Source organism: Anoxybacillus sp. FSL W8-0382 (assembly GCF_038003845.1).
GTDB classification, from domain to species: domain Bacteria; phylum Bacillota; class Bacilli; order Bacillales; family Anoxybacillaceae; genus Anoxybacillus; species Anoxybacillus flavithermus_G.
In genome coordinates this window covers 1,658,679-1,680,848 of the sequence record NZ_JBBOPX010000001.1, presented here as the reverse complement: position 1 = coordinate 1,680,848, position 22,170 = coordinate 1,658,679, and the positions used below count along the sequence as shown (strand labels likewise).

19 protein-coding genes, 1 pseudogene and 1 riboswitch are annotated in these 22,170 nt (G+C 41.4%); of the genes and pseudogenes, 13 read left to right on the top strand and 7 right to left on the bottom strand.

The genetic code is table 11. The features are described from left to right. Window positions 1-56: 56 nt before the first annotated feature. Genes hsdR through NSS60_RS08850 form a run of 3 tightly spaced genes read left to right on the top strand, consistent with a single transcriptional unit; the run spans window position 57 to window position 6,112 of the window. Entirely contained in the window at window positions 57-3,302 is a 3,246-nt protein-coding gene (gene hsdR, locus NSS60_RS08860) for a type I restriction-modification system endonuclease (protein WP_340720790.1), read from the top strand. Beyond that, a complete protein-coding gene (locus NSS60_RS08855) occupies window positions 3,303-4,781 on the top strand; it encodes a class I SAM-dependent DNA methyltransferase (RefSeq protein ID WP_064214601.1) in 1,479 nt (492 codons plus the stop codon). Further along, window positions 4,778-6,112 (top strand): restriction endonuclease subunit S, encoded by a 1,335-nt coding sequence (locus tag NSS60_RS08850; RefSeq protein ID WP_340720789.1) that lies wholly within the window; start codon window positions 4,778-4,780, stop codon window positions 6,110-6,112. The genes NSS60_RS08855 and NSS60_RS08850 overlap by 4 nt, the downstream gene beginning before the upstream one ends. A gap of 463 nt (window positions 6,113-6,575) precedes the next feature. On the opposite strand, the gene NSS60_RS08845 is transcribed toward NSS60_RS08850, so the two are convergent. Together NSS60_RS08845 and NSS60_RS08840 are read right to left on the bottom strand one after the other, a co-directional pair. Beyond that, a complete protein-coding gene (locus NSS60_RS08845) occupies window positions 6,576-7,073 on the bottom strand; it encodes a PIN domain-containing protein (RefSeq protein WP_004890937.1) in 498 nt (165 codons plus the stop codon). Window positions 7,074-7,076: 3 nt separating this feature from the next. Further along, entirely contained in the window at window positions 7,077-7,373 is a 297-nt protein-coding gene (locus NSS60_RS08840) for a hypothetical protein (protein ID WP_128356953.1), read from the bottom strand. Between the two features lie 81 nt (window positions 7,374-7,454). On the opposite strand from NSS60_RS08840, the gene NSS60_RS08835 reads away from it, so the two are divergent. The 5 genes from NSS60_RS08835 (at window position 7,455) to NSS60_RS08815 (ending at window position 12,621) form a co-directional block, all read left to right on the top strand. After that, the gene (locus NSS60_RS08835) at window positions 7,455-7,778 is read left to right on the top strand and encodes a hypothetical protein (protein WP_241736782.1); all 324 of its coding nucleotides are present in this window, start codon (window positions 7,455-7,457) and stop codon (window positions 7,776-7,778) included. Window positions 7,779-8,003: 225 nt separating this feature from the next. Then, window positions 8,004-9,284 (top strand): RNA-guided endonuclease IscB, encoded by a 1,281-nt coding sequence (iscB, locus tag NSS60_RS08830; protein ID WP_004892226.1) that lies wholly within the window; start codon window positions 8,004-8,006, stop codon window positions 9,282-9,284. A 389-nt stretch (window positions 9,285-9,673) separates the two neighbouring features. Next, window positions 9,674-10,102: an NUDIX hydrolase gene (locus NSS60_RS08825; RefSeq protein WP_340720788.1), complete on the top strand. Its 429-nt coding sequence runs from the start codon at window positions 9,674-9,676 to the stop codon at window positions 10,100-10,102. A 130-nt stretch (window positions 10,103-10,232) separates the two neighbouring features. Continuing rightward, window positions 10,233-11,357, top strand: coding sequence for a conserved virulence factor C family protein (locus NSS60_RS08820; protein WP_340720787.1), 1,125 nt, complete (start codon window positions 10,233-10,235; stop codon window positions 11,355-11,357). A 562-nt stretch (window positions 11,358-11,919) separates the two neighbouring features. After that, on the top strand, window positions 11,920-12,621 hold the full coding sequence (locus NSS60_RS08815) for a DsbA family oxidoreductase (RefSeq protein ID WP_340720786.1): 702 nt from the start codon (window positions 11,920-11,922) through the stop codon (window positions 12,619-12,621). Window positions 12,622-12,671: 50 nt separating this feature from the next. Here NSS60_RS08815 and NSS60_RS08810 read toward each other — a convergent pair whose 3' ends face one another. After that, entirely contained in the window at window positions 12,672-13,241 is a 570-nt protein-coding gene (locus NSS60_RS08810; RefSeq protein WP_004890919.1) for a Uma2 family endonuclease, read from the bottom strand. 161 nt (window positions 13,242-13,402) lie between these two features. Between NSS60_RS08810 and NSS60_RS08805 the strand changes: the two genes are divergently transcribed. From NSS60_RS08805 to NSS60_RS08795, 3 genes are all read left to right on the top strand, one after another. Beyond that, a complete protein-coding gene (locus NSS60_RS08805; protein ID WP_004890916.1) occupies window positions 13,403-14,182 on the top strand; it encodes a GNAT family N-acetyltransferase in 780 nt (259 codons plus the stop codon). A gap of 73 nt (window positions 14,183-14,255) precedes the next feature. Next, the gene (locus tag NSS60_RS08800; RefSeq protein WP_004890914.1) at window positions 14,256-14,684 is read left to right on the top strand and encodes a thiol-disulfide oxidoreductase DCC family protein; all 429 of its coding nucleotides are present in this window, start codon (window positions 14,256-14,258) and stop codon (window positions 14,682-14,684) included. A gap of 27 nt (window positions 14,685-14,711) precedes the next feature. Then, the gene (locus NSS60_RS08795) at window positions 14,712-15,047 is read left to right on the top strand and encodes a hypothetical protein (protein WP_004890909.1); all 336 of its coding nucleotides are present in this window, start codon (window positions 14,712-14,714) and stop codon (window positions 15,045-15,047) included. 65 nt (window positions 15,048-15,112) lie between these two features. On the opposite strand, the gene NSS60_RS08790 is transcribed toward NSS60_RS08795, so the two are convergent. The 3 genes and pseudogenes from NSS60_RS08790 to NSS60_RS08780 all read right to left on the bottom strand — a co-directional run. Next, window positions 15,113-16,585: a potassium/proton antiporter gene (locus NSS60_RS08790; RefSeq protein ID WP_128356775.1), complete on the bottom strand. Its 1,473-nt coding sequence runs from the start codon at window positions 16,583-16,585 to the stop codon at window positions 15,113-15,115. A 112-nt stretch (window positions 16,586-16,697) separates the two neighbouring features. After that, window positions 16,698-18,386, bottom strand: coding sequence for a phosphomethylpyrimidine synthase ThiC (gene thiC, locus NSS60_RS08785; RefSeq protein WP_004890904.1), 1,689 nt, complete (start codon window positions 18,384-18,386; stop codon window positions 16,698-16,700). 107 nt (window positions 18,387-18,493) lie between these two features. Continuing rightward, window positions 18,494-18,608: riboswitch (TPP riboswitch) on the bottom strand. 89 nt (window positions 18,609-18,697) lie between these two features. Further along, a pseudogene (locus tag NSS60_RS08780) lies at window positions 18,698-18,952 on the bottom strand (Sir2 family NAD-dependent protein deacetylase); the annotation flags it as partial. A 206-nt stretch (window positions 18,953-19,158) separates the two neighbouring features. On the opposite strand from NSS60_RS08780, the gene NSS60_RS08775 reads away from it, so the two are divergent. Continuing rightward, the gene (locus NSS60_RS08775) at window positions 19,159-19,332 is read left to right on the top strand and encodes an H-type small acid-soluble spore protein (RefSeq protein ID WP_004890899.1); all 174 of its coding nucleotides are present in this window, start codon (window positions 19,159-19,161) and stop codon (window positions 19,330-19,332) included. Window positions 19,333-19,370: 38 nt separating this feature from the next. Here the strand turns inward: NSS60_RS08775 and NSS60_RS08770 are convergent, their stop codons facing one another. Next, window positions 19,371-20,252, bottom strand: coding sequence for a LysR family transcriptional regulator (locus NSS60_RS08770; RefSeq protein ID WP_003397454.1), 882 nt, complete (start codon window positions 20,250-20,252; stop codon window positions 19,371-19,373). 136 nt (window positions 20,253-20,388) lie between these two features. Here NSS60_RS08770 and NSS60_RS08765 point away from each other — a divergent pair, with 136 nt between their 5' ends. Further along, complete coding sequence (locus NSS60_RS08765; protein WP_128356777.1) at window positions 20,389-22,170, top strand: assimilatory sulfite reductase (NADPH) flavoprotein subunit; 1,782 nt, start codon at window positions 20,389-20,391, stop codon at window positions 22,168-22,170.

Genomic DNA, 22,170 nt, shown 5'->3' with positions numbered 1-22,170 from the left:
ATGGTAAAATGAAGCTGATAATTGGACGATGAATAATAAAGAATGGTGGGAGGTATATGTCGCATAACTTTCGCTTTTTAGAAGAAAAGTGGGAAGTACTTGCAAGAGTTGGGGAGACGGCAGAGCGCAATGTATATGAAAACCCGAACGTAACGATTAGCGAACTTCGAAAATTTGCTGAAACGATCACCAAGTGTATTTTAGCATTGGAAAACATTCGCGAAGAAAAAGGAACGGACCAGCAAGAACGACTTAAAGTGCTGTTTTATGACCAAATCATCCCAAAAGAAATATATGATTTATTCACGGTCATTCGTTTAAAAGGGAATCTAGCGGTACATAACCCGAGTTACGGGGAAGTAGAGGAGGCAAAAGCGTTATTACATATGGCGTTTCGCATTGCTGTTTGGTTTATGGAAGTGTACGGCGATTGGTCGTTTGAACCACCAGCATACGTCGAACCAGTGCCACGTGCTAAAATGCATGAGGAAGAACTACAGCGTGTGATTCAGTTTTATGAACAAAAACTTTCCCAGCTAGAAACAGAACTTGAGAAAATCCGCAAAGAACAACTCTATGTCCCAAGCGAAGAGAAACAAAAACGGCGTGAACTTTCACAACGGGCAGTTAGTCATATGGAATTGACCGAAGCGGAGACACGCATTCTTATTGACCAACAGCTACAAGAAGCAGGCTGGGATGCCGATTCGGAGAATTTGCGATTTTCGAAAGGTGCTCGTCCACAAAAAGGACGGAACATGGCGATCGCTGAGTGGCCGTTACAAAATGGCTACGCGGACTATGCTTTATTTGTTGGACTGGAATTGGTCGGGATTATTGAAGCAAAGCGAGCGAGCAAAGATATTCCATCCGATATTGAACAAGCAAAAAAATACGCGAAGTCGATTGTTCGCCACGGCAATGAAATCATTCACGAACCGTGGGGCGATTATTTTGTCCCATTTCTTTTCGCGACAAACGGCCGTCCTTATTTAAAACAATTAGAACAAAAATCAGGCATTTGGTTTTTAGATGCACGAAAATCAACGAACCATCCGCGCCCACTGCAAGGGTGGTATACGCCGCAAGGATTAAAAGAACTGCTTGCTCAAGATATTGAACGTTCCGAGCAGCTGTTGCGTGATGAAAAGTTCGACTATTTAAAATTGCGCCCTTATCAAGTAAAAGCGATTCAAGCGGTTGAAAAAGCGCTCGAAGAGAAAAAACGCAACATTTTAATCGCGATGGCGACGGGAACAGGGAAAACGAGAATGGCGATCGGGTTAGTTTACCGACTAATTAAAGCAAACCGCTTCCGCCGCATTTTATTTCTTGTGGATAGAAAAGCGTTAGGCGAACAAGCCGAAGGGGCATTTAAAGAAAGCAAGCTTGAAAACTTCTTAACGTTTACGGAAATTTATCATTTGCAGTCGTTGTACGACCAAAAACCAGACAACGAAACGAGAGTGCACATTGCGACGGTGCAAGGAATGTTAAAACGCATTTTTTATAACGATCGGTCAGAAGACGTTCCGCCAATCGACCAATACGATTGCATTATTGTCGATGAAGCCCATCGTGGATATACGTTAGATAAAGAAATGGATGAAGTGGAACTGCAATTCCGTGACCATCAAGATTATGTAAGCAAATACCGCAAAGTGCTCGACTATTTTGACGCCGTTCGCATTGGGTTAACAGCGACGCCAGCATTGCATACGACCGAAATTTTCGGTCCGCCTGTGTTCACGTATTCGTATCGGGAAGCGGTCATCGACGGATATTTAGTCGATCACGAACCTCCTTATCAATTTGAGACGGTGCTAAAAAAAGAAGGGATTACGTGGACAAAAGGGGAAACGGTCGATGTGTACGACACGGTGTCCGGAACGATTTCACAAGAGTATTTAGAAGACGAAGTGAATATCGACGTAGCGCAGTTTAATACAAAAGTCATTACCGAAAGCTTTAACCGTGTCATTATTCGTGAATTGACGAAATACATTTCCCCTGACGATGAAGGAAAAACATTGATTTTTGCGGCGACGGACGATCATGCCGATTTAGTCGTGCGCATTTTAAAAGAAGAATTTGAAACAGTATATGGAGCAGTCGAAGATCAAGCAATTATGAAAATTACAGGCTCGATTAAAGACCCTTCCGGCGCCATTCGCCGCTTTAAAAACGAAAAGTATCCAACGATTGTCGTGACAGTCGATTTGTTGACGACAGGCATCGACGTACCAGCCATTACCAACCTTGTATTTTTGCGCCGAGTTCGTTCGCGCATTTTGTATGAGCAAATGCTAGGACGTGCGACAAGAAAATGTGACGAGATTAAAAAAGACCATTTCAATATTTTTGACGCGGTCGGTATTTATGAGTCGTTAAAACCGTATACGAGCATGAAACCAGTAGTAACACGACCAAATATCTCGTTAACACAACTTGTCGAAGAATTAGAGAGCATGGAGAAACAAGAACATCTCCAATACCAGAAAGAACAAATTATCGCGAAAATACAGCGGAAAAAGAAAACATGGTCGGAGCGTCAACACCAAGACTTTCACGTGCTATCTGGCGGAAAAACGGTCGATGAATTTATTGATTGGATAAAAGACTTGCAGCCGGAGCAATTACCTGTAGAATTGAAAGAGTACAAATCAATGTTCCGCTATATGGACGAAAATCGCTACCGAGAAAATAAGCAATTTATTTCGAATCATGAAGATGAACTGATTGCGGTAAAACGCGGATACGGCAATGCGGAAAAACCGGACGATTATTTGCAGTCATTTGGCGAATTTATTCGCAACAATATGAACAAAATCCCTGCACTCATGGTCGTTTGCCAACGCCCTACCGAATTAACAAGGGAAGAGTTAAAAAAGCTTTTACTTGAATTAGACCAAAAAGGTTTTTCTGAGAAAAAGCTACAAGCCGCATGGCGAGAAGCAAAAAATGAAGACATCGCGGCAGACATTATTGCTTTCATTCGCCAGCAAGCATTAGGCGACCCGCTCATTAGTCATGAAGAACGAATTAAAAACGCGATGAAAAAAATTTATCAAATGAAAGCATGGCCGCCGGTGCAAAAGAAATGGCTAGAACGCATCGAAAAGCAGCTATTGCAAGAATACGTCCTCCATCCCGATCCAGAAAAAGCGTTTGAATACGAGCCATTTAAGAGCCATGGCGGATTTAAGCAAATCGACAAAATTTTCGACGGACAACTCGCGCAAATTGTCCGCGAAATTAACGTCAACTTATATAACTATCACACAAAGAAGGAGCAAGCCTAAATGAACAACCGAGAAATTGTGCAGAAGCTTTGGAATTTATGTAACGTTCTTCGCGATGATGGAATTACGTACCATCAATACGTGACCGAGCTAACGTATTTGCTGTTTTTAAAAATGATGAAAGAAACAGGACAAGAGTATATCATTCCAGAAGCGTATCGCTGGGATTCGCTCGTGACAAAAAGCGGCATTGAATTGAAAGACCATTATCAACAGCTTTTACTTGCATTAGGAAAAGAAGAAAATGAATTGTTAAAGCAAATTTACACAGACGCCGCTTCGAACATTCGTGAGCCGAAAAACTTAGAAAAAATCATTCAATCGATTAATAGTCTTGATTGGTACAACGCGAAACAAGAGGGACTAGGCGATTTGTACGAAGGGCTTTTAGAGAAAAACGCGAACGAAGTGAAATCAGGAGCGGGGCAATATTTTACGCCTCGCCCGCTCATTGAAGTCATTGTCGAATTAGTGAACCCACAGCCAGGGGAACGTTGCCATGACCCAGCGGCAGGAACGTTTGGTTTTATGATTGCCGCCGATCGCCACGTTCGCAAGCAAACAGACGATTATTTCGATTTGTCACAAGAAGAAATAGAGTTTCAAAAATATAAAGCGTTCTCTGGTGTAGAGCTTGTCCGAGATACGCATCGCCTTGCGGTCATGAATGCACTGCTTCATGACATTCATGGGGAAATTATATTAGGGGATACGCTTTCATCGTTAGGGGAAAGCTTGAAAAACTATGATGTTATTTTAACAAACCCGCCGTTTGGAACGAAAAAGGGCGGTGAACGTGCGACGAGAACAGACTTTACGTTTATGACATCGAACAAACAATTGAATTTCTTGCAGCACATTTACCGTGCGCTCAAACCGAACGGAAAAGCCCGCGCAGCAGTCGTTCTGCCGGATAACGTCTTATTTGAAGGCGGAGTCGGGGCGGACATTCGTCGCGATTTAATGGATAAATGTGAGCTCCATACGATTTTACGCTTGCCAACAGGCATTTTTTACGCCCAAGGGGTAAAAACGAACGTCTTATTTTTCACGCGCGGCACAAGCGATGTCGGCAATACAAAAGAAGTATGGGTGTATGATTTGCGGACAAACATGCCGTCGTTTGGGAAACGCAATCCGCTTACGAAAGAACATTTTGCCGACTTCATCAATGCGTATACAGCAGAAGATCGCCATCAAGTACAAGATGAACGCTGGAACGTATTCACGCGCGAAGAAATTGCGAAAAAAGGCGACAGCTTAGACATCGGCTTAATCGCCGACGAATCGCTATCGATTTACGAAAACTTACCAGACCCAATCGACTCAGCAGAAGAAGCCGTCGAAAAATTAGAACTAGCCATTTCCTTATTAAACGAAGTCATCGATGAACTAAAAGCGGTTGAACAACTGAACAGCTACCAACCATCGAACGACACATTAAAAGTAGCAGAAACATCTGAGGTGCTGAAAAAATGAGCAAAACAAAACAAAAATCAATCGACGAGCTACTAAAAGAAGCACTAGTGCCCAAAGACGAACAGCCGTATCAAGTGCCAGAGAATTGGACATATTTTTACTTCACTTCAATATTAGATATTCAGGGTGGAACACAGCCTCCTAAAAGCCAATTTATAAATGAGCCAAAGGAAGGTTATATAAGACTAGTTCAGATCAGAGATTTTGCATCAGATGATTATTTGACATATATCCCATACACAAATAAGTTAAGATTGATTGAAGAAGAAGACATCTTAATAGCAAGGTATGGAGCTTCAATTGGCAGGATTTTAACAGGACTAAGCGGTGCATACAATGTTGCATTAGCTAAAGTAGTTTATCCAAAAGAACATATTTATAGAAAATACTTATATTGGTTACTACAAACAGAACATTTTCAAGGACCTTTGAAAATGATCTCTCGTTCAGCCCAAGCAGGATTTAATAAAAATGATTTGTCTAACATTAAATTACCATTACCTCCTTACAATGAACAAAAACGCATTGCTGAGAAGGTCGAGCGGCTTTTTGCTAAAATTGATGAAGCGAAGCGGTTGATTGAGGAAGTGAAGGAATCGGTTGAACTAAGAAGGGCGGCGATTTTGGATAGGGCGTTTAGGGGGGAGTTAGGAACAAATGATCCTTTTGAACCTCCTAATCAAATAAATGAAAAAGAAATCGTTCCACCAAATGAACAACCTTATAAAGTGCCGGGAAATTGGGTGTGGGTAAAACTGAAATCATGTTTAAAAAATTTGCAGTATGGATACACAGCTTCATCCTCAGCATCAGAAGAAGGTCCGAAATATTTGCGTATAACCGATATACAAAATAGCCGTGTTGATTGGGAAAAGGTACCGCATTGCAAAATAGATGAAGAGCAACTAGAAAAGTACCGTCTCAATAAAGGGGACATTGTTATCGCTAGAACGGGTGCAACCACTGGAAAGAGTTTTTTGATCGATGACGTGCCTTGTGCAGTGTTTGCTTCTTATCTTATTCGATTGACTACAAATGATTATTTAGATGCCCGCTATTTATGGAACTATTTAAAAAGCCCAATGTATTGGAAACAAATTACTGTTGTGCAAAAGGGAATTGCGCAGCCAGGGGCAAACGCCCAGATTATAGGTGGACTTAGTCTTCCGTTACCCCCTGTTAGGGAGCAACAACGGATTGCAGAAAAAGTAGATTTTCTACTAAATAAGTTGGACTCAGAAAAACAACTCGCTTTAGAAATCGAGCAAAAAATAGACTTAATAAAACAATCCATCCTTTCCAAAGCCTTCCGCGGGGAGCTTGGCACATGATCCGAACGATGAGCATGCGATTGAGTTGTTAAAGGAAGTGCTAAAATCTAAATAAACTATAATCTAGAAGCTCACTCGACACATATAGAGTTGTTTTGGTACGGTGCCTGTCACGCCCCGAGGATTGGCGAGATTTGTAGAAATAGAGAGTCATAGCGCGTGTACTCCTCCGTGATCTTTGACTCTCTTTGCTTTTTATTGTAGGAAATGTGCCTTCACATTTTGAAATTCAAATTGTTCCCTTAGGGACGCCTGCGATACGATTAGGGTTGGCTGTTTTTGTTCTCGCTGTCGAAAAAGTGTATTTTGCGTTTCCACATTGCAGCAAGCGGGTTGGGAAATATCTTGTTGCGGAAGGAGTATTTTGAAAATATTTTGGTGATGAGGTCACGAATGTCGTTAATGGAGATGTCGTGTAATACGTAAAGGGTAATATGTTCGAATAAAAATGCTAACGTTCTTTCTAAACCCCTCTGCTTTCGATATAGGCTTTGACAAATTCGCCGTAAGCTTTCTTATCCATTATGGGATTTACATAATTTAACTTTCGATCTTTATAAGTATAGTTCTCTCGAATCCAGCGAAAGTCTTTATCGTTATTACTAACTAATGTGGCATTATGTATAAGAGCTGCAGCTGCAACAAGAGCGTCTGGTGCTTTAATACTCTTTTTGCGTGTACGATCGGCTCTTGCTTTCCTTCTTATGTCAGCTGCTAGCTCTGTATCTTCTCTAGTGATGTCATAAATTTGATCAGCCAGTTGAATATATCCTTTTCTATTTTCTCTTATGTCAGGATCTGTTTCGATTTCGAAATGAGACATGATTTCCATCTCAATCAAGGTAGTCATAATAATCTCTGCCTCATCTTCAATTAGCTGTTCAATGAACTCCACTGCATCAGGGTAACCCATTTCATGTGCCGCATATATATTTGTATCAATTAGTATTTTTGTTGACACCGCTTAATCCTCCCACTCTTCCCTGTTTGCAATTCTCAATGATTCCAACACGCCTTCTTTGCTAAATAACTTTCCACTACCAGCTAGACGTTTGTGTAACGCTTTTTTTTCTTCTTTGGTTAGTTTTTTCTTTTCAGGTCGCACTTGAATGACCTCCTTCATTTGCCCTTCTGTTAGAACAGGCACTTCGATTCGGTAATGATGACGGTTCTGACGCACGATTCTCTTTAAAATTGGTCGTTTTGCTGTTCCAGTTGTTATATGATAGGCGCCACGGTTCCCTTTTTTGTTAGTTCTCATTTGTATCCCACCTTGGTTGAGGTTTTATACACATTATACCATATTTCAAGAAGTCATGATACGGTGCCACCGCCCCGAAGATTGTCGAGATTTGTAGAAGCAGAGAGTGATAGTTTTCTCTCTCCTTTTTCCATTTCTAAAGAAGGAACATCACCAATTTTGTCGAAAATACACCACAAAATAGAAAGCGAGGTGCATATATGTCCATTGACCATGATAGGTACGGTGCCTGTCACGCTCAAAAAGAAAAAAGCGCTAGAAAAAGGTTTGAAAGAAGGACTACAACAAGAAAAGCGCCACATTGCGAAAAAGATGCTGGAAAAAGGCTACGACGTACAGACAATTCATGAACTAACGGAATTGTCTGTGGAAGAGATTGAGGGGTTGAAGTCAACAACCCAATGACTAAAGTCATGGGCTTGTAAGCCCCATGTTGACCAGACCAAGGCTTGAAACAGAGCCTACGTTATAGATGTCATGACACGTTCGGGTGCTTCTCCAGCCCGTTCCTCTGTCGTGCAAGATTAAACAAGCGTGGTGGGTAGCGCTAGTGTCTTGCATATAACAAGCATCTATAACATGGTCGAGGAGAATATGACCTGCTTTATGCAGAGGAAAGGGGAGAACCCTATGGTTTTTGTATTAGATACAAATAAGCGTCCACTCGCCCCTTGTCATGAGGCGGTCGCAAGAAAGTTATTAAAGCAAGGAAAAGCAGCGATCTACAAACGCTATCCATTTACGATTATTTTAAAAGAAATTGTCGATAATTTTCGACCGAAAACACCGTATCGGCTCAAAATCGATTACGGAAGTAAACACACAGGACTTGCGATTGTGCGAGGACAAGAAGTGGTATGGTTAGGGCAACTTGACCATCGCACAGACATCAAAGAGCGATTAGACAAAAGACGGGCGTTTCGTCGTGCAAGAAGAAAGCGAAAAACTCGATACAGAAAACCACGTTTTCTTAATCGTAGGAGAAAAGACGGGTGGTTGCCACCATCGTTAGAGAGTCGTGTGCAAAATATTCAAACATGGGTGGAGCGTTTAAGGAAGATATGTCCGATTGAGCATATATCGTACGAGAACGCAAAGTTTGACACGCAACTCATGCGAAATCCTGAAATCAATGGTGTAGAGTATCAACAAGGTACGCTACAAGGATATGAAGTACGGGAGTATTTGCTCGAAAAGTTTGGACGAAAATGCTGTTATTGTGGAAAAGAAGGCGTTCCGCTTGAAATCGAGCATATCATTCCAAAATCGAGAGGTGGAACAGATCGAGTGGATAACCTATGTCTTGCCTGTCATGACTGTAATCAGCGCAAAGGAAGTAAGACAGCAGAAGAATTCGGGTATCCACATATTCAAGAAATGGTCAAAAAAACGCTAAAAGACGCAAGTGTAGTGAATGCCACTCGATGGAAAGTGTATGAAGTGTTAAAACAAAGCGGATGCGAAGTAGAGTGTGGAACAGGCGCACGAACGAAAATGAATCGAATACGATTAGGACTACCGAAAATTCACTATTTTGATGCTTGTTGTGTAGGCGAAAGCACGCCACTCCAATTGCATTTCAAAACAAAAGAAGCATTATTTATCAAGGCAAAAGGACGCGGAAGTCGCTCTCGTACAAATCTTGATAAGTATGGCTTTCCAAGAGGATTTTTGGCAAGACAAAAATACTTCTTTTGCTTCCAAACAGGCGACATAGTCAAAGCCAATGTACCAAAAGGGAAATATCAAGGCGTTTGGTTTGGCGAAGTCGCATGTAGGAAAAATGGAAGTTTTGATATGAAAGACAAAGACGGAAAACGAATCGCACAAGGAATCAGCTACAAATATTTTAATATCATTCAGCGATTCGACGGATACACATATCGAAGGGAGGGAATGAACATTGCGTAAGGCGCAATTCCTCCCCGTGCCTTAAGGCAGGGGCTTCCTTGCGTAAGTTTCGTGATTTGAACATTCAGACCCAAGAAATAAAGGAAGCAAATTTTTTTCTGCTAACTAGCAAAAACATTTCAAAATATATAACGAGACCGCATATCGCTTCACGAGTACAGGATGCGATGAAATGTAATTGTTTAGTACCGTATGAAGCATGGGAAGTGTCACCGTGTCGAACGCTAGGAAGGGTGGGCGTATAACCGAACCTGCTTATCACGCCTATTTTCAAGATCATGATCCGAAATCACTTGAACGGTTAGGTGAAACAGAACAGTTAGAGTTGTTTTGAGCATAGGGAAAAAAGAGTCATTGTCTTTGATTTTCAATAATGTGGAGGAAAATGTATGTATCCGAATTATCGAATTTCTGTTGAAGTGATTGTATGGCACGATGGGAAAGTTCTTTTAACAAAACGAGCAGAACATTGTAAGGTAGCTCCGAATGTATGGAACGTTCCAGCTGGAAAAATAAAATATGATGAGATTCCTGTGCAAGGTTTGTTTCGAGAAGCGAAAGAGGAATTGAATTTGGATGTAGAATTGATAGAAGAACTATTCGTTCGAAATTTAAAAAGCAAAAGTGGTGACGAAGATATATATCGGGTTGTTTTCACGTATCTTGTCAAACCAAAAAATGATGATATTTCTTCACTTACACTAAACGACGAACATTCTGAATTTGCTTGGGTAACGAAAGAAGATCTCAACGATTCTAAGTATGAAACGCTTCATGACGACATACGACACATTTTGTTGACAAAGGTGTTTGTGTAAGACGATGTGAAACCATCTCTGCAATTTATGGAGGTGGTATTTTTTATTGAGCGAAACTTTTGCTTTTCTTTGTTTCTTCCTTTTTAATGAAGTTACGAGGTATTTTTTGTAGAGGATAGGAGAGAAACAAATGAAGATTCAATCCATTGAACCGACGCCAAGTCCCAATACAATGAAAGTGTTGCTTGATAAAGAGCTTCCATTTGGCACAAGTTATAACTATAAGCCGTCGCAAGCGGAACAGGCTCCAGAAATTATTCAACAATTATTGAAAATTGAAGGCGTGAAAGGCATTTATCATGTCGCTGATTTTTTAGCTATCGAACGGCATGCGAAATATGACTGGAAACCGATTTTAACGAAGGTGCGCGAAGTATTTGGCGAGCAGGTGGAGGAACTCCAAGATAATGAGCCCGTACGCAACGATCATTTTGGCGAAGTGAAAGTGTATGTGCAAATGTTGTATGGCTTGCCGATGCAAGTGAAGTTAACGGACGGTCACGAAGAGAGACGTGTTGGCTTGCCAAAGCCGTTTGTCGATGCGGTGCTAGAAGCGCAAAAACATGCGGGGAATATCGTCATAGAGCGAAAATGGGTCGAAAAGGGCGTGCGGTACGGAACGTTTGAAGAAATCGGCGCTGATATTGTTGAGGAATTGTCTGCCGCTTATCCACCCGAACGGCTTGAACGGCTCGTGCACATGTTTAAACAAGGCGAACAGGCAAAAACACAAAAACGAACAAGCATTCAAGTAACAGAACAAATGCTAGAGAACCCAGACTGGACGAAACGATATGCGGCGTTGGAACAAATGATAGAGCCGAAGGAAACCGATTTGCCTGTATTGGCAAAGGCGTTAAAAGACGAAAAAGTCGCCATTCGTCGCTTAGCGACTGCGTATTTAGGAATGATTGGTGGCAAAAGCGTGCTTCCGTATTTATATGAGGCACTAAAAGACCCGGCCGTTTCTGTGCGCCGTACCGCTGGTGACTGTTTGTCTGACATTGGTGACGTGGAAGCCATTCCTGTCATGGTTGAAGCGCTAAACGACGCAAGCAAGCTCGTTCGCTGGCGTGCCGCGATGTTTTTATACGAAAATGGTGATGAATCCGTCTTGCCTGCATTAAAAGCGGCCGAAAACGACCCGGAATTTGAGGTAAGCATGCAAGTAAAAATGGCGATTGAACGCATCGAAGGCGGCGAAGAAGCGAAAGGATCCGTTTGGAAACAAATGACGGAGAGTAGGAAGAGATAAATATCGTTATTTTAGTGGAGAGGAGAATTTTAATGCGAATACGCAAATGCGCTAGGGCAGTAATCACCAGTCAACTACCCCCACTTAGCTAACGCTTGAAGTGAGGGCTTGCAACTCCCCAGAAGTGCAAACGGACTTCTTCCTCCTTCCTTGACTTGGGGTTGCATCAGGGGCAGGTTGACGACTACCCAACGACGCAGGTCATGCCTGCATCGTTACCGATTCTCTCGGTGTGTCTGTTGGCAGTACTTGGCTTCCACACACAACAGACGGACCTACGCTCGATGTTTTACGGTTACAACGTTTCCTGTAACCAACTCCATACATCGAGTAGCAGTTATTGGAGTGCCTTTATTGAACGGTTTTCTCCACGCCTTTATTATATCATACACAAAAGAAAGGGGGAACGCGCATTCCTCTCCCACTTACTCCCTTTGGTCGTTGAAGTGGGAGTCTCCTGCGCGAAATAGGATGAATATCATGAAATTTTTCTTCAAAAATTTGAATTTACAATAAGGAAGAAAATTCCCTCCGATCTGGAGGACAAAACCGAGGTGTGACGATGAAAATTGAAGTATGGTCCGATTTTGTTTGTCCGTTTTGTTATATCGGAAAGCGACGATTAGAAGAGGCGCTCGAGTCTTTTCCGCATCGGGAGAATGTCGAGGTCGTCTTCCGTAGTTTTGAACTTGATCCGCATGCAAAAAAAGAAACGCCATTTAGCATTCACGAAATGATTGCGCAAAAATATGGCATTTCCGTTGAAGAAGCGAAGCGTGCAAACGCCGATATTGGCAAGCAAGCGGAGGCGCTTGGTCTTACGTTCCGTTTTGAGACGATGAAACCGACCAATACGTTTGATGCCCACCGTCTCGCGCAATATGCAAAGGAAAAAGGGAAGGAAGTAGTGGAGCGGCTGTTTTACGCCTATTTTACCGAATCGAAGCGAATTAGCGACCGCGATGTGTTGCTTGAACTTGCCGAAGCAGCAGGGCTTGACCGTAAAGAGACGGAAGCGGTGCTTGCTGACGGTCGCTATGCAGAACAAGTGCGAAACGAAGAAGCGATAGCGGCTCAACTCGGCATCCGGGGCGTTCCGTTTTTCGTGCTCAATCAAAAATACGCCATTTCCGGTGCCCAGCCTGTTGACGTATTTAGGCAGGCGCTAGAGAAAGTATGGGCAGAAGAACAGCAGTCCTCATCGCTGCAATCGCTAGCGGAAGAAGGAAAAACGTGCACGGACGGAAATTGCGCTATCGACTAAATTTAAGCAAATGAAAAGCCGGTTAGGGAACTCTAGCCGGCGTTATCTTATTACACATCATCCATATGCAAGATGGAATCAAGCGAAATTGCTAAATCTGGATACAAAAAAGACGTTAACACATCTTTCGGACCGAATACTGCGCGTTTTTGAAACCGCCCGTCTTCTAAGCCGATGACTTCAATCGTCCGATTGCTTGGGTCGACCATCCAATACTCTTTCACGCCGTTTGTTTCATATAAATAATATTTTTGGTTTCGATCTTTAATTCCTGTGCTAGCGGATAACACTTCGATCACGAGATCAGGTGCGCCTTGTACTCGGTTTTTCTTCAGTTGATTTAAATTGCAAATGACGAATAAGTCTGGCTGTACAACGGTTTGCGCTTCTTCTTCATTGTTATCTGTATCGAATTGCACGTCAAATGGGGACAAGATGAGGCGGCATCCACGTGCTTTGAAGTAAGGAGCTAAGGCGAGATACAGTTCGCCGACGACATATTGATGAATATACGAAGGCGATGCAAGCAAATAAGGGACACCGTCAATCAGCTCCCAATTTCCTTCCCATTGCTGAATCTCTTTATATGAATACATACGACCGTGTTGTGCTTTTTCCATCTCTTCCACATCCTTTTTTCTACATTATATCATAATGAGAAAGTACTTTTGACATACGACGAAACCGACACTTCATTTGTTTTGTCTGGACAAAATTCGACAAAATTTTGTGTGTATATTTGCTATAGTAGAATTAATATTGATCGTAAAGGGAGATGGACATGATTCGTAAGTTGAATAGCGCAGATCATCATGTTGTGTTTTCTTTTTTAAGGCAGGAGCCTTCATTGAATCTTTTTATTATCGGTGATATTGAAGCGTTTGGATATGAACAAGAGTTTCAAGAGCTGTGGGGCGACTTTGATGAGAATGGCGAGTTGCGAGCTGTATTGTTGCGATTTTATGATTCGTATATTCCATATGCTCCAGGGGAGTTTGATATAGAGGGATTTGCGAAAATTATGAGACATGCCGCTCAGCCTGTTCGACTCTCAGGCAAAACCGAGCTTGTCGCAAAATTTGAACCTCTCTTATCACTTGGAAAAAAGCGTGTGACGTATTTTTGCGAATGTAACGAAATCATATTTCCGGAAGTGGAAAGCCGCTATGAAATAAAACAAGCAACGATTGATGATGTCGATCGAATACTTGAATTGCGCAGTCGCATTGCTGAGTTTTCGGTGCTTCCTTCATCGCGTGATATGCTTGTCAAATCGTTAGAAACAAATACAGGGCGTGTGTACTATATCGAGGAAGATGGTCGCATGGTGTCGTCTGTTGCGACAACTGCAGAAAATACGCTATCTGCGATGGTTGTCGGCGTTTGCACAGATCCGAATGATCGTCACAAAGGGTATGCAAGCGAAATCATGAAACGAGTTATCCAAGACTACATTCGCGCAGGCAAAACGTTATGTTTATTTTATGACAATCCGAATGCGGGACGCATTTATAAAAGACTCGGTTTTTATGATATCGGGATGTGGACGATGTATGGATAATTTCTAGCTATGATATGAAAAGCGTGAAGTTGCCGAGCTTCACGTTTTTCTTTTGTTGCATAGGTGAGCTATAATGGAGAGGTTAGATGAACGGAAGGGGAAGGATTGGTCGGTTATGCACATCATATTATTTGATGGCATTTGTCATTTTTGTAGTGCAACGGTTCGGTTTATTATTGAAAGAGACGAAAAAGCTTATTTTCGTTTTGCTTCGTTGCAAAGTGAAGTAGGTCAAGCGTTGCTTAAGAAATATCATATCCCTCAACAACTCGATAGTTTTGTATTCATCGATGAATCTACATACTATGTTAAATCTACTGCAGCGTTACGCGTATGCAAACATTTGCGAGGGTTTTGGAAGTACTTATATTGGCTTATTCTTATCCCATCTCCTATTCGCGATCGAGTATATGATTGGATCGCGAAAAATAGGTATCGTTGGTTCGGAAAGAAGGATTGTTGCTTTGTTCCGACAGAGGATATAAAAAAGCGCTTTTTATAAGGAGCTGTTGTCAGTGAAGGAGGAAAAATGATTCAAGGAGAAAATTTGTTGCTTGTAGCAAGTTTGGTTATGACATATTTATTTTTTTATTATGGTGTGTTCGTTTTAAAAGCGGAACGACGCATGATGGATGTTATTTTTAACAGTTTCATATATGGCTTAGTCATATGGAAATTGAGTTACGGTATTGTACATCCAAACATGGTGCTGGAAAATCCGTTAACGCTTCTTTATTTTAACGGTGGCGTTGTTGGACTTGTTTTAGCGGCTGTGTTTATTGTTTTTTATACATATTGGCATTTGAAAAAAGAGCATATAATGTCTTTGGGGATATTGTCTAGGCAACAAGGGATCTTTCAGTAGAAATAATCGAAACAGGCATTGAAGAGGAAAGCAAGAGCAGGGGGAATGTCCTGCTCTTGTCTTTATTAGAATGACGTATCTTCGGTAATTGAAAATATTTTATAAATCTCTGATCTTCTTCCTTTTTCGATTAATATATAAACAACATCATTTTCGTGTAATCTCACGTTTCCTTTCGGGGTAATAATTTTATCATTACGAATAATAGCCGTAATTAAGCAATCCTTTGGCAATGGAAGTTGGCTAATCGTCATATTTAGTAAATGTGACTGCTTATTACTGATATGGACTTCAACAATTTCCTTATTTGCTTTATTTGCTTTCGTCGTTGACATCAGTTCGATGGAGTGAGCCACTTCCCTCTTTTCTCCGAGTAGCAGTCCTAAATGCTTGGCTAAAAAAGAAGTTGTTGATCCTTGAATAAGGGCGGAAATGAGCACAATAAAGAAAACAATATTAAAAATGAGCTGACTATTTTCAATGTTCGAGGTAAGTGGGTAAGTTGCCAAGACGATCGGAACAGCACCTTTTAGCCCAGCCCAAGAAAGGAATAGCTTTTCCTTAATAGAGAAATTCATGTTTATTGTACTTATCATGACGCTGATCGGCCTTGCCACAACAATAAGTAGGATAGCTAGGGCGACACCTTCCCATGCTACTTTTACTAGTTCATTTGGAAAAACGAGTAGTCCGAGTAAAATGAACATAAATATTTGCATCATCCATGCTAGCCCTTCGTTAAAACGAAAAATAGAATGGCGATAAACGAGTTGTGCATTGCCGACAAAAACGCCCATAATATATACCGAAAGAAACCCACTACCTTTTAGCAGGGCTGCTATACTATAAGAGAGTATCGCAAATGATAAAGATAGAGTGGGGTATAATCCCGAGGAATCAAGATTTATTTTATTCAAACACCACACAGTTAATTTTCCTAATCCAAGCCCAACAAGAATACCGATAACGATCTGCCAAATAAAGCTGAGAAAGGTGTGGGAAATAGTTAGTTCTGGCTGTTGGATAAATGTAATCAAGGAGAGGGTTAAAATAACGGCCATCGGATCGTTCATCCCCGACTCAGCTTCTAGTGTTGCTGAGAGACGGCGTTTTACATTGACGCTTCCTAGCGTAGCAAATATTGCTGCAGCGTCAGTCGAAGAAACGATAGCGCCTAATAGAAATCCCTCGGCCCATGAGACGTGTAAAATGTATTTGGCAAATATGCCTACGCAAATGGCAGTAATTAGCACTCCAAACGTTGCAAGGGAGGAAGCGGGAACTAAAACTTTTTTTAATGTATTCCACTTTGTGTTCATCCCACCTTCAAACAAAATAATGATTAACGCAAAAATGCCAACAATCTGGGTGAGAAAAGCGTTATCATAATATATAAATTTGGATAAAATCATTCCGACGAGTATGTAAAATACAAGTGATGGCACGCCTAGCCAAGAAGAAAACTTCGTTGTTAATACACCGATGATTAGAAGTAATCCTAACAAAAAAATGATGAAATCTGTGAGCAAGCAAGTCACCTCTTTCCATACTTTCTACTTAAAGTTACGACTTAAATTTAAGCTATAGTAAGTGGAATGTCAATGAATATGACTTAAATAACATTTTTTGTAAAAAAGTACAAGCTGAGCGCTATCTCTCAGCTTGCATGATGTTTGTATATTCAACAAATTGTTTTGCCTTTTCTTTCATTCCTTCGCTTTGTAGTGTTTTTTGTAATTCATGAGAAATATTCATTGAACAAAATTTCGGACCGCACATCGAACAAAAATGAGCAAGCTTTGCTCCTTCGGCCGGTAGTGTTTCATCGTGATATTCACGTGCGCGCTCAGGATCTAGTGACAAGTTGAATTGATCTTGCCAACGGAACTCAAATCTCGCCTTTGATAATGCATCATCACGCGTTTGTGCGCCAGGGTGTCCTTTTGCTAAGTCAGCAGCGTGGGCAGCAATTTTGTAGGCGATGACTCCTTGGCGGACGTCTTCTTTATTCGGTAGTCCAAGATGTTCTTTTGGTGTCACATAGCAAAGCATGGCCGTACCGTGCCAGCCGATAAGCGCTGCACCGATAGCTGAGGTGATATGGTCGTAACCTGGTGCAATGTCGGTAGTGATAGGACCTAGCGTATAAAAAGGTGCCCCGTGACAAATTTCAATTTGTTTATCGACATTTTCTTTAATTTTATGCATTGGAATATGCCCTGGACCTTCGATCATCACTTGGACATCATGTTCCCAAGCGATTTTTGTCAACTCTCCAAGTGTTTGTAACTCGGCGAATTGCGCCTCATCGTTTGCGTCTGCAATTGAGCCTGGACGTAATCCATCCCCAAGTGAAATAGCAATATCGTAAGTTTTTAAAATTTCGCAAATTTCTTCGAAGTGGGTGTATAAAAAGTTTTCTTCATGGTGTGCTAAACACCATTGTGCCATAATTGAGCCACCCCGAGAGACAATACCAGTTGTTCGATTGACTGTTAGTGGGATATAGCGAAGTAAGACACCTGCATGAATAGTAAAATAGTCTACGCCTTGTTCGGCTTGTTCAATTAATGTTTCTCGGTAAATGTCCCATGATAAGTTTTCGACAATGCCGTTCACTTTCTCTAACGCCTGGTAAATAGGTACAGTTCCAATCGGCACAGGGGAGTTTCGAATAATATATTCTCGCGTCTCATGTATATGTTTTCCTGTCGATAAGTCCATGACTGTATCGGCACCCCAACGAACAGCCCAAAGCATTTTTTCAACTTCTTCATCCATCGAGGATGTAACAGAAGAGTTTCCAATATTCGCATTAATTTTTACATGGAACTTGCTTCCGATGATCATTGGTTCACTCTCAGGGTGATTGATATTAGCTGGGATAATTGCCCTTCCTGCTGCCACTTCCTGTCGAACAAACTCTGGATCCATCTGTTCGCGAATAGCAACAAACTCCATTTCAGGTGTAATGATTCCTCGTTTTGCATAATGCATTTGGGTCACAACTTTCCCTTTTTTCGCACGAAAACGCCTAGGTGAAAAAGGAATGTTTGTTCTCACTAATGAAGGGCTATATTCTTCTACATCGCCACGCTCCGTTATCCATTTTTCTCTTAATTTTGGCAATCCTTTATCAATATTCGGCGCGAAAAGTGGGTCAGTGTATGGTCCACTCGTGTCATAAACTCGAATAGGCTCATTTTCTAGCATCGTTGTACCTGTCTTGGTTGGCGACAGTTGAATTTCTCGCATTGGCACACGAACATCTTCACGCGTTCCGGGCACATACACTTTTTTACTCGAGGGAAATGGCATTGATGAAAATAAGTCTTTCATTTTTAATCGCTCCTTTTCATTTTTTAGTTGGAGCAACGCCAATACGTAAAAAGATCAGGCTCCATAACGAGAACCTGATCTTGTCCGCAAATAGCACAAGTAAAGAACACTCGCGCCATCTACTTCCCTACGCTGGCATCACCCAGATCAGGTTCAAAGGGTCAAAGAACTTTTGCGCGTTCTTCTCTCAGTCCAAGCTATTGGACTCCCCTAGTAGATGATAAATTATGAATTTTAAAAATAGTCTAACATATGATAAAAATGTTGTAAAGTTATAAATGAAAAACTTGTTAAAATGGAGGCATAGTGGATTGCCAATTTGCTAAAATTGTATGTCCGATATGTGGTTGGCATTCAAGAAGTGTGCGAATACGATATTGATAAAATGCGATAAACTCGTCTCGATTATGTTGCATAGCATACGTACTTGCCAATTGTTGTGGATTTTTCGTGCGCCAAAGTCCTGATTTTGTCGAACGAAAATCGGGAAGCCCGCTTTCTGTAGACATTCCTGCTCCAGTAAATACGACTGTATACGAAGACTCTTTCAACCATCTTTCTAGCATTATCTCCCTCCTCTATAGATCAACAATTACTTCTATGTTCGCCCTGTTCTTCCTTTATTTTCACATATGTTTATGAGAAAAAAAGGACTTTCGATTCATGTGTATAAAAAATAAGAGCAGCATACCAACCTTGTGGGTGCTCTTTTTTTGTATATTTTTAACGTGAAGCGTAGATGATAATAATCATTTGAAGGGAGGGAAACAGCATGAACGTAACACGTGCGCAACAAATTGCTCAATCGCCCGATATGAAAAATGTAACGTATAATGGAAAATCGGTATATATCGAACATGTCGATGCGGAAACGGCAACAATCCATTTTTTAGACAATTCGGAAAATCAACAGCGTGTTCCAGTGTCACAGCTAGCAGAGCATTAAGACGAAAAGGGTGTAACAGAGCAGGATAGCCGTGCTCGTTACATCTTTTTTCGTTCGAGAAAATCAATAAATAAATGAACAATTTTTTTGCTTTTCATTGTCGGTGCATAAAGATAAGAAAACGTTCGGTAAAAAGGGGGGTGCTTTAAACAGACGATCGATAAGTGACCTTGTTTTAATTCACGCTCAATCACATGACGTGAAAGAAAGGCTAACCCGTTTCCGCGCATTAACGTTTCTTTAATTCCTTGATTGCTGCTGATGATCATGAGCGATTTAATTTTTAATCCATTTGAACGAATAAAATGGTTAAAGTATTCACGTGTGCCAGAGCCTAATTCGCGCGTAATCCATATTTGATTTTGTAGATCGCTTATACATACTTCTTGTTTGTGAACGAGCGGGTGATCGTTTGAAGCCACGATGACAAGCTCATCTTGCATGAATGGATAAACAGCCAATTCTTTTTCGTTCGTTTGCCCTTCAATTAAGCCAATATCGGTTTCATATGAACGGACAAGCTCGACGATCTCCTTCGTGTTGCCAATCATCACTTCGAAGTGTAGTTCTGGATAATCGTCTTGTAAAGAAAGTAAAAAAGAAGGAAGCACATATTCCCCGATCGTAAAACTAGCCCCGATTTTCAACGTTCCTTTCACACAATCGTGGTATTCTAAAATATCTTGTTTTGTTTGTTCGTACAAGGCAATCATTTTTTTAGCTCGATCGTAAAGTAATTCGCCAGTCGCTGTCACTTGTAGTTTTTTTGGCGAACGAATAAATAGTTTCGTTTGAAATTCTTTTTCTAAATTTTTAATGTGCAAACTGACGCTCGGTTGGGATAGATGGAGAATTTCCGCAGTTTTTGTGAAGTTTTTCACCTCTACTAAAGTCATAAATGTTTTTAATTCGTCGTACACAGCTATCGCTCCTTAATCATTAAAAAAATAAATAGTTCTGATAATTTATATTTATTTTACTAATTTTATTTTTTGCGGTAAAGTCAAATAAAACATACTTAATTTATAGGAATAGTAAAAAAACGAGAGGTGAAAGATGTTGCCGTTTCAAGTGACGAATAGCCCATTTAACGAACAACAAGTTGACTTGCTCAACCGACTTTGGCCGACATTAACGCCAGCGCAAAAGCTTTGGTTAAGCGGATATTTAGCTGCTACCGAATTTGCGAGCACAGCGGTACAGCAAGAAGCCCACGTATCGAAAGAAATAACGATCCTTTACGGCTCACAAACAGGAAATGCACAAAAATTGGCAGAAAAAACTGGAGAAGTACTCAAAAGCCATGGGTTTCATGTTCATGTTTTATCGATGCTTGATTTCAAACCAAACGACTTAAAAAAAATCGACACGTTGCTTGTTGTCGTTAGCACGTATGGTGAAGGGGAACCGCCAGATAATGCTTTATCATTTTACGAATTTCTCCATAGCAAGCGCGCACCAAAACTTAACCATCTGCGCTTCTCGGTATTGGCGCTTGGCGATACGTCGTATGAACATTTTTGTAAAACAGGAAAAGACTTCGATCAACGGCTAAAAGAACTCGGAGGAGAGCGGTTATACGAACGCGTTGATTGTGATGTCGATTATGAGGAAGCAGCGGCGAAGTGGCTTGATGGGGTGCTTAGTGAGTTGAATAAGCAAGGCGGGGGTTCCGTCACCGTCCTTCCCCAGCAGTCGCAAGTGAAACCTGTTTCTAACTACTCGCGCAAGCATCCGTTTCAAGCAGAAGTATTAGAAAATATCAATTTAAATGGACGCGGCTCGAACAAAGAAACACGCCATATTGAATTATCGCTCGAAGGTTCAGGATTGGTATTTGAACCAGGCGACGCGCTTGGTGTTTTCCCGAAAAACGATCCAGAACTTGTCGATCTCATTATTCAAGAAATGAAATGGAATCCAGACACACCGGTTTCTGTTGAAGGAAAAGAAGAATCGTTACGCGAAGTGCTGCTTTCCCGATTAGAAATTACGGTGTTAACCGAGCAATTATTGCAAACATTGGCTTCGTTTTCACGTAATCAAGCGTTTCATGTGCTCCTTTCTGCTGAGCAAGAAGTGAAAAGAAAGGAATATATGAAAGGGCGCGATGTGCTCGATGTTCTTCGCGATTTCGGTCCGTGGGATATGTCGCCAGATCAGTTTGTTTCTTCTTTACGTAAGTTGCAGCCGCGCTTTTATTCAATCGCAAGCAGTTTAGCGGCGTATCCAGAAGAAGTGCATATCACCGTTGGTGCAGTGCGTTACGAAGCGCACGGACGTTTACGTAAAGGTGTTTGTTCAACGTTTTGTGCGGAGCGCCTGCACATTGGTGATAAACTTCCGGTGTTTATCCATCACAATCCGAACTTTAAACTGCCGAAAGATGCGAATACACCAATTATTATGATTGGACCAGGTACAGGGGTTGCGCCGTTCCGCAGCTTTTTGCAAGAGCGCGAGGCAATAGGGGCGAAAGGGAAGTCGTGGCTATTTTTTGGCGATCAACATTTTGTGACGGATTTCCTCTATCAAACAGAGTGGCAAGCGTGGTTGAAAAATGGTGTGTTGACAAAAATGGATGTTGCGTTTTCACGTGATACAGATCAAAAAGTGTACGTGCAGCATCGCATGCTAGAACGAAGCAAGGAGCTGTTCCGCTGGCTTGAAGATGGAGCTGTCGTTTACGTTTGTGGTGATAAGCAGCATATGGCGCGCGATGTACATCAAACGCTTATTCATGTGATTGAAAAAGAAGGAAACATGACAAGCGAACAAGCAGAAGCGTATATAGCTGAGATGCAAAAACAAAAACGATATCAGCGCGATGTATATTAG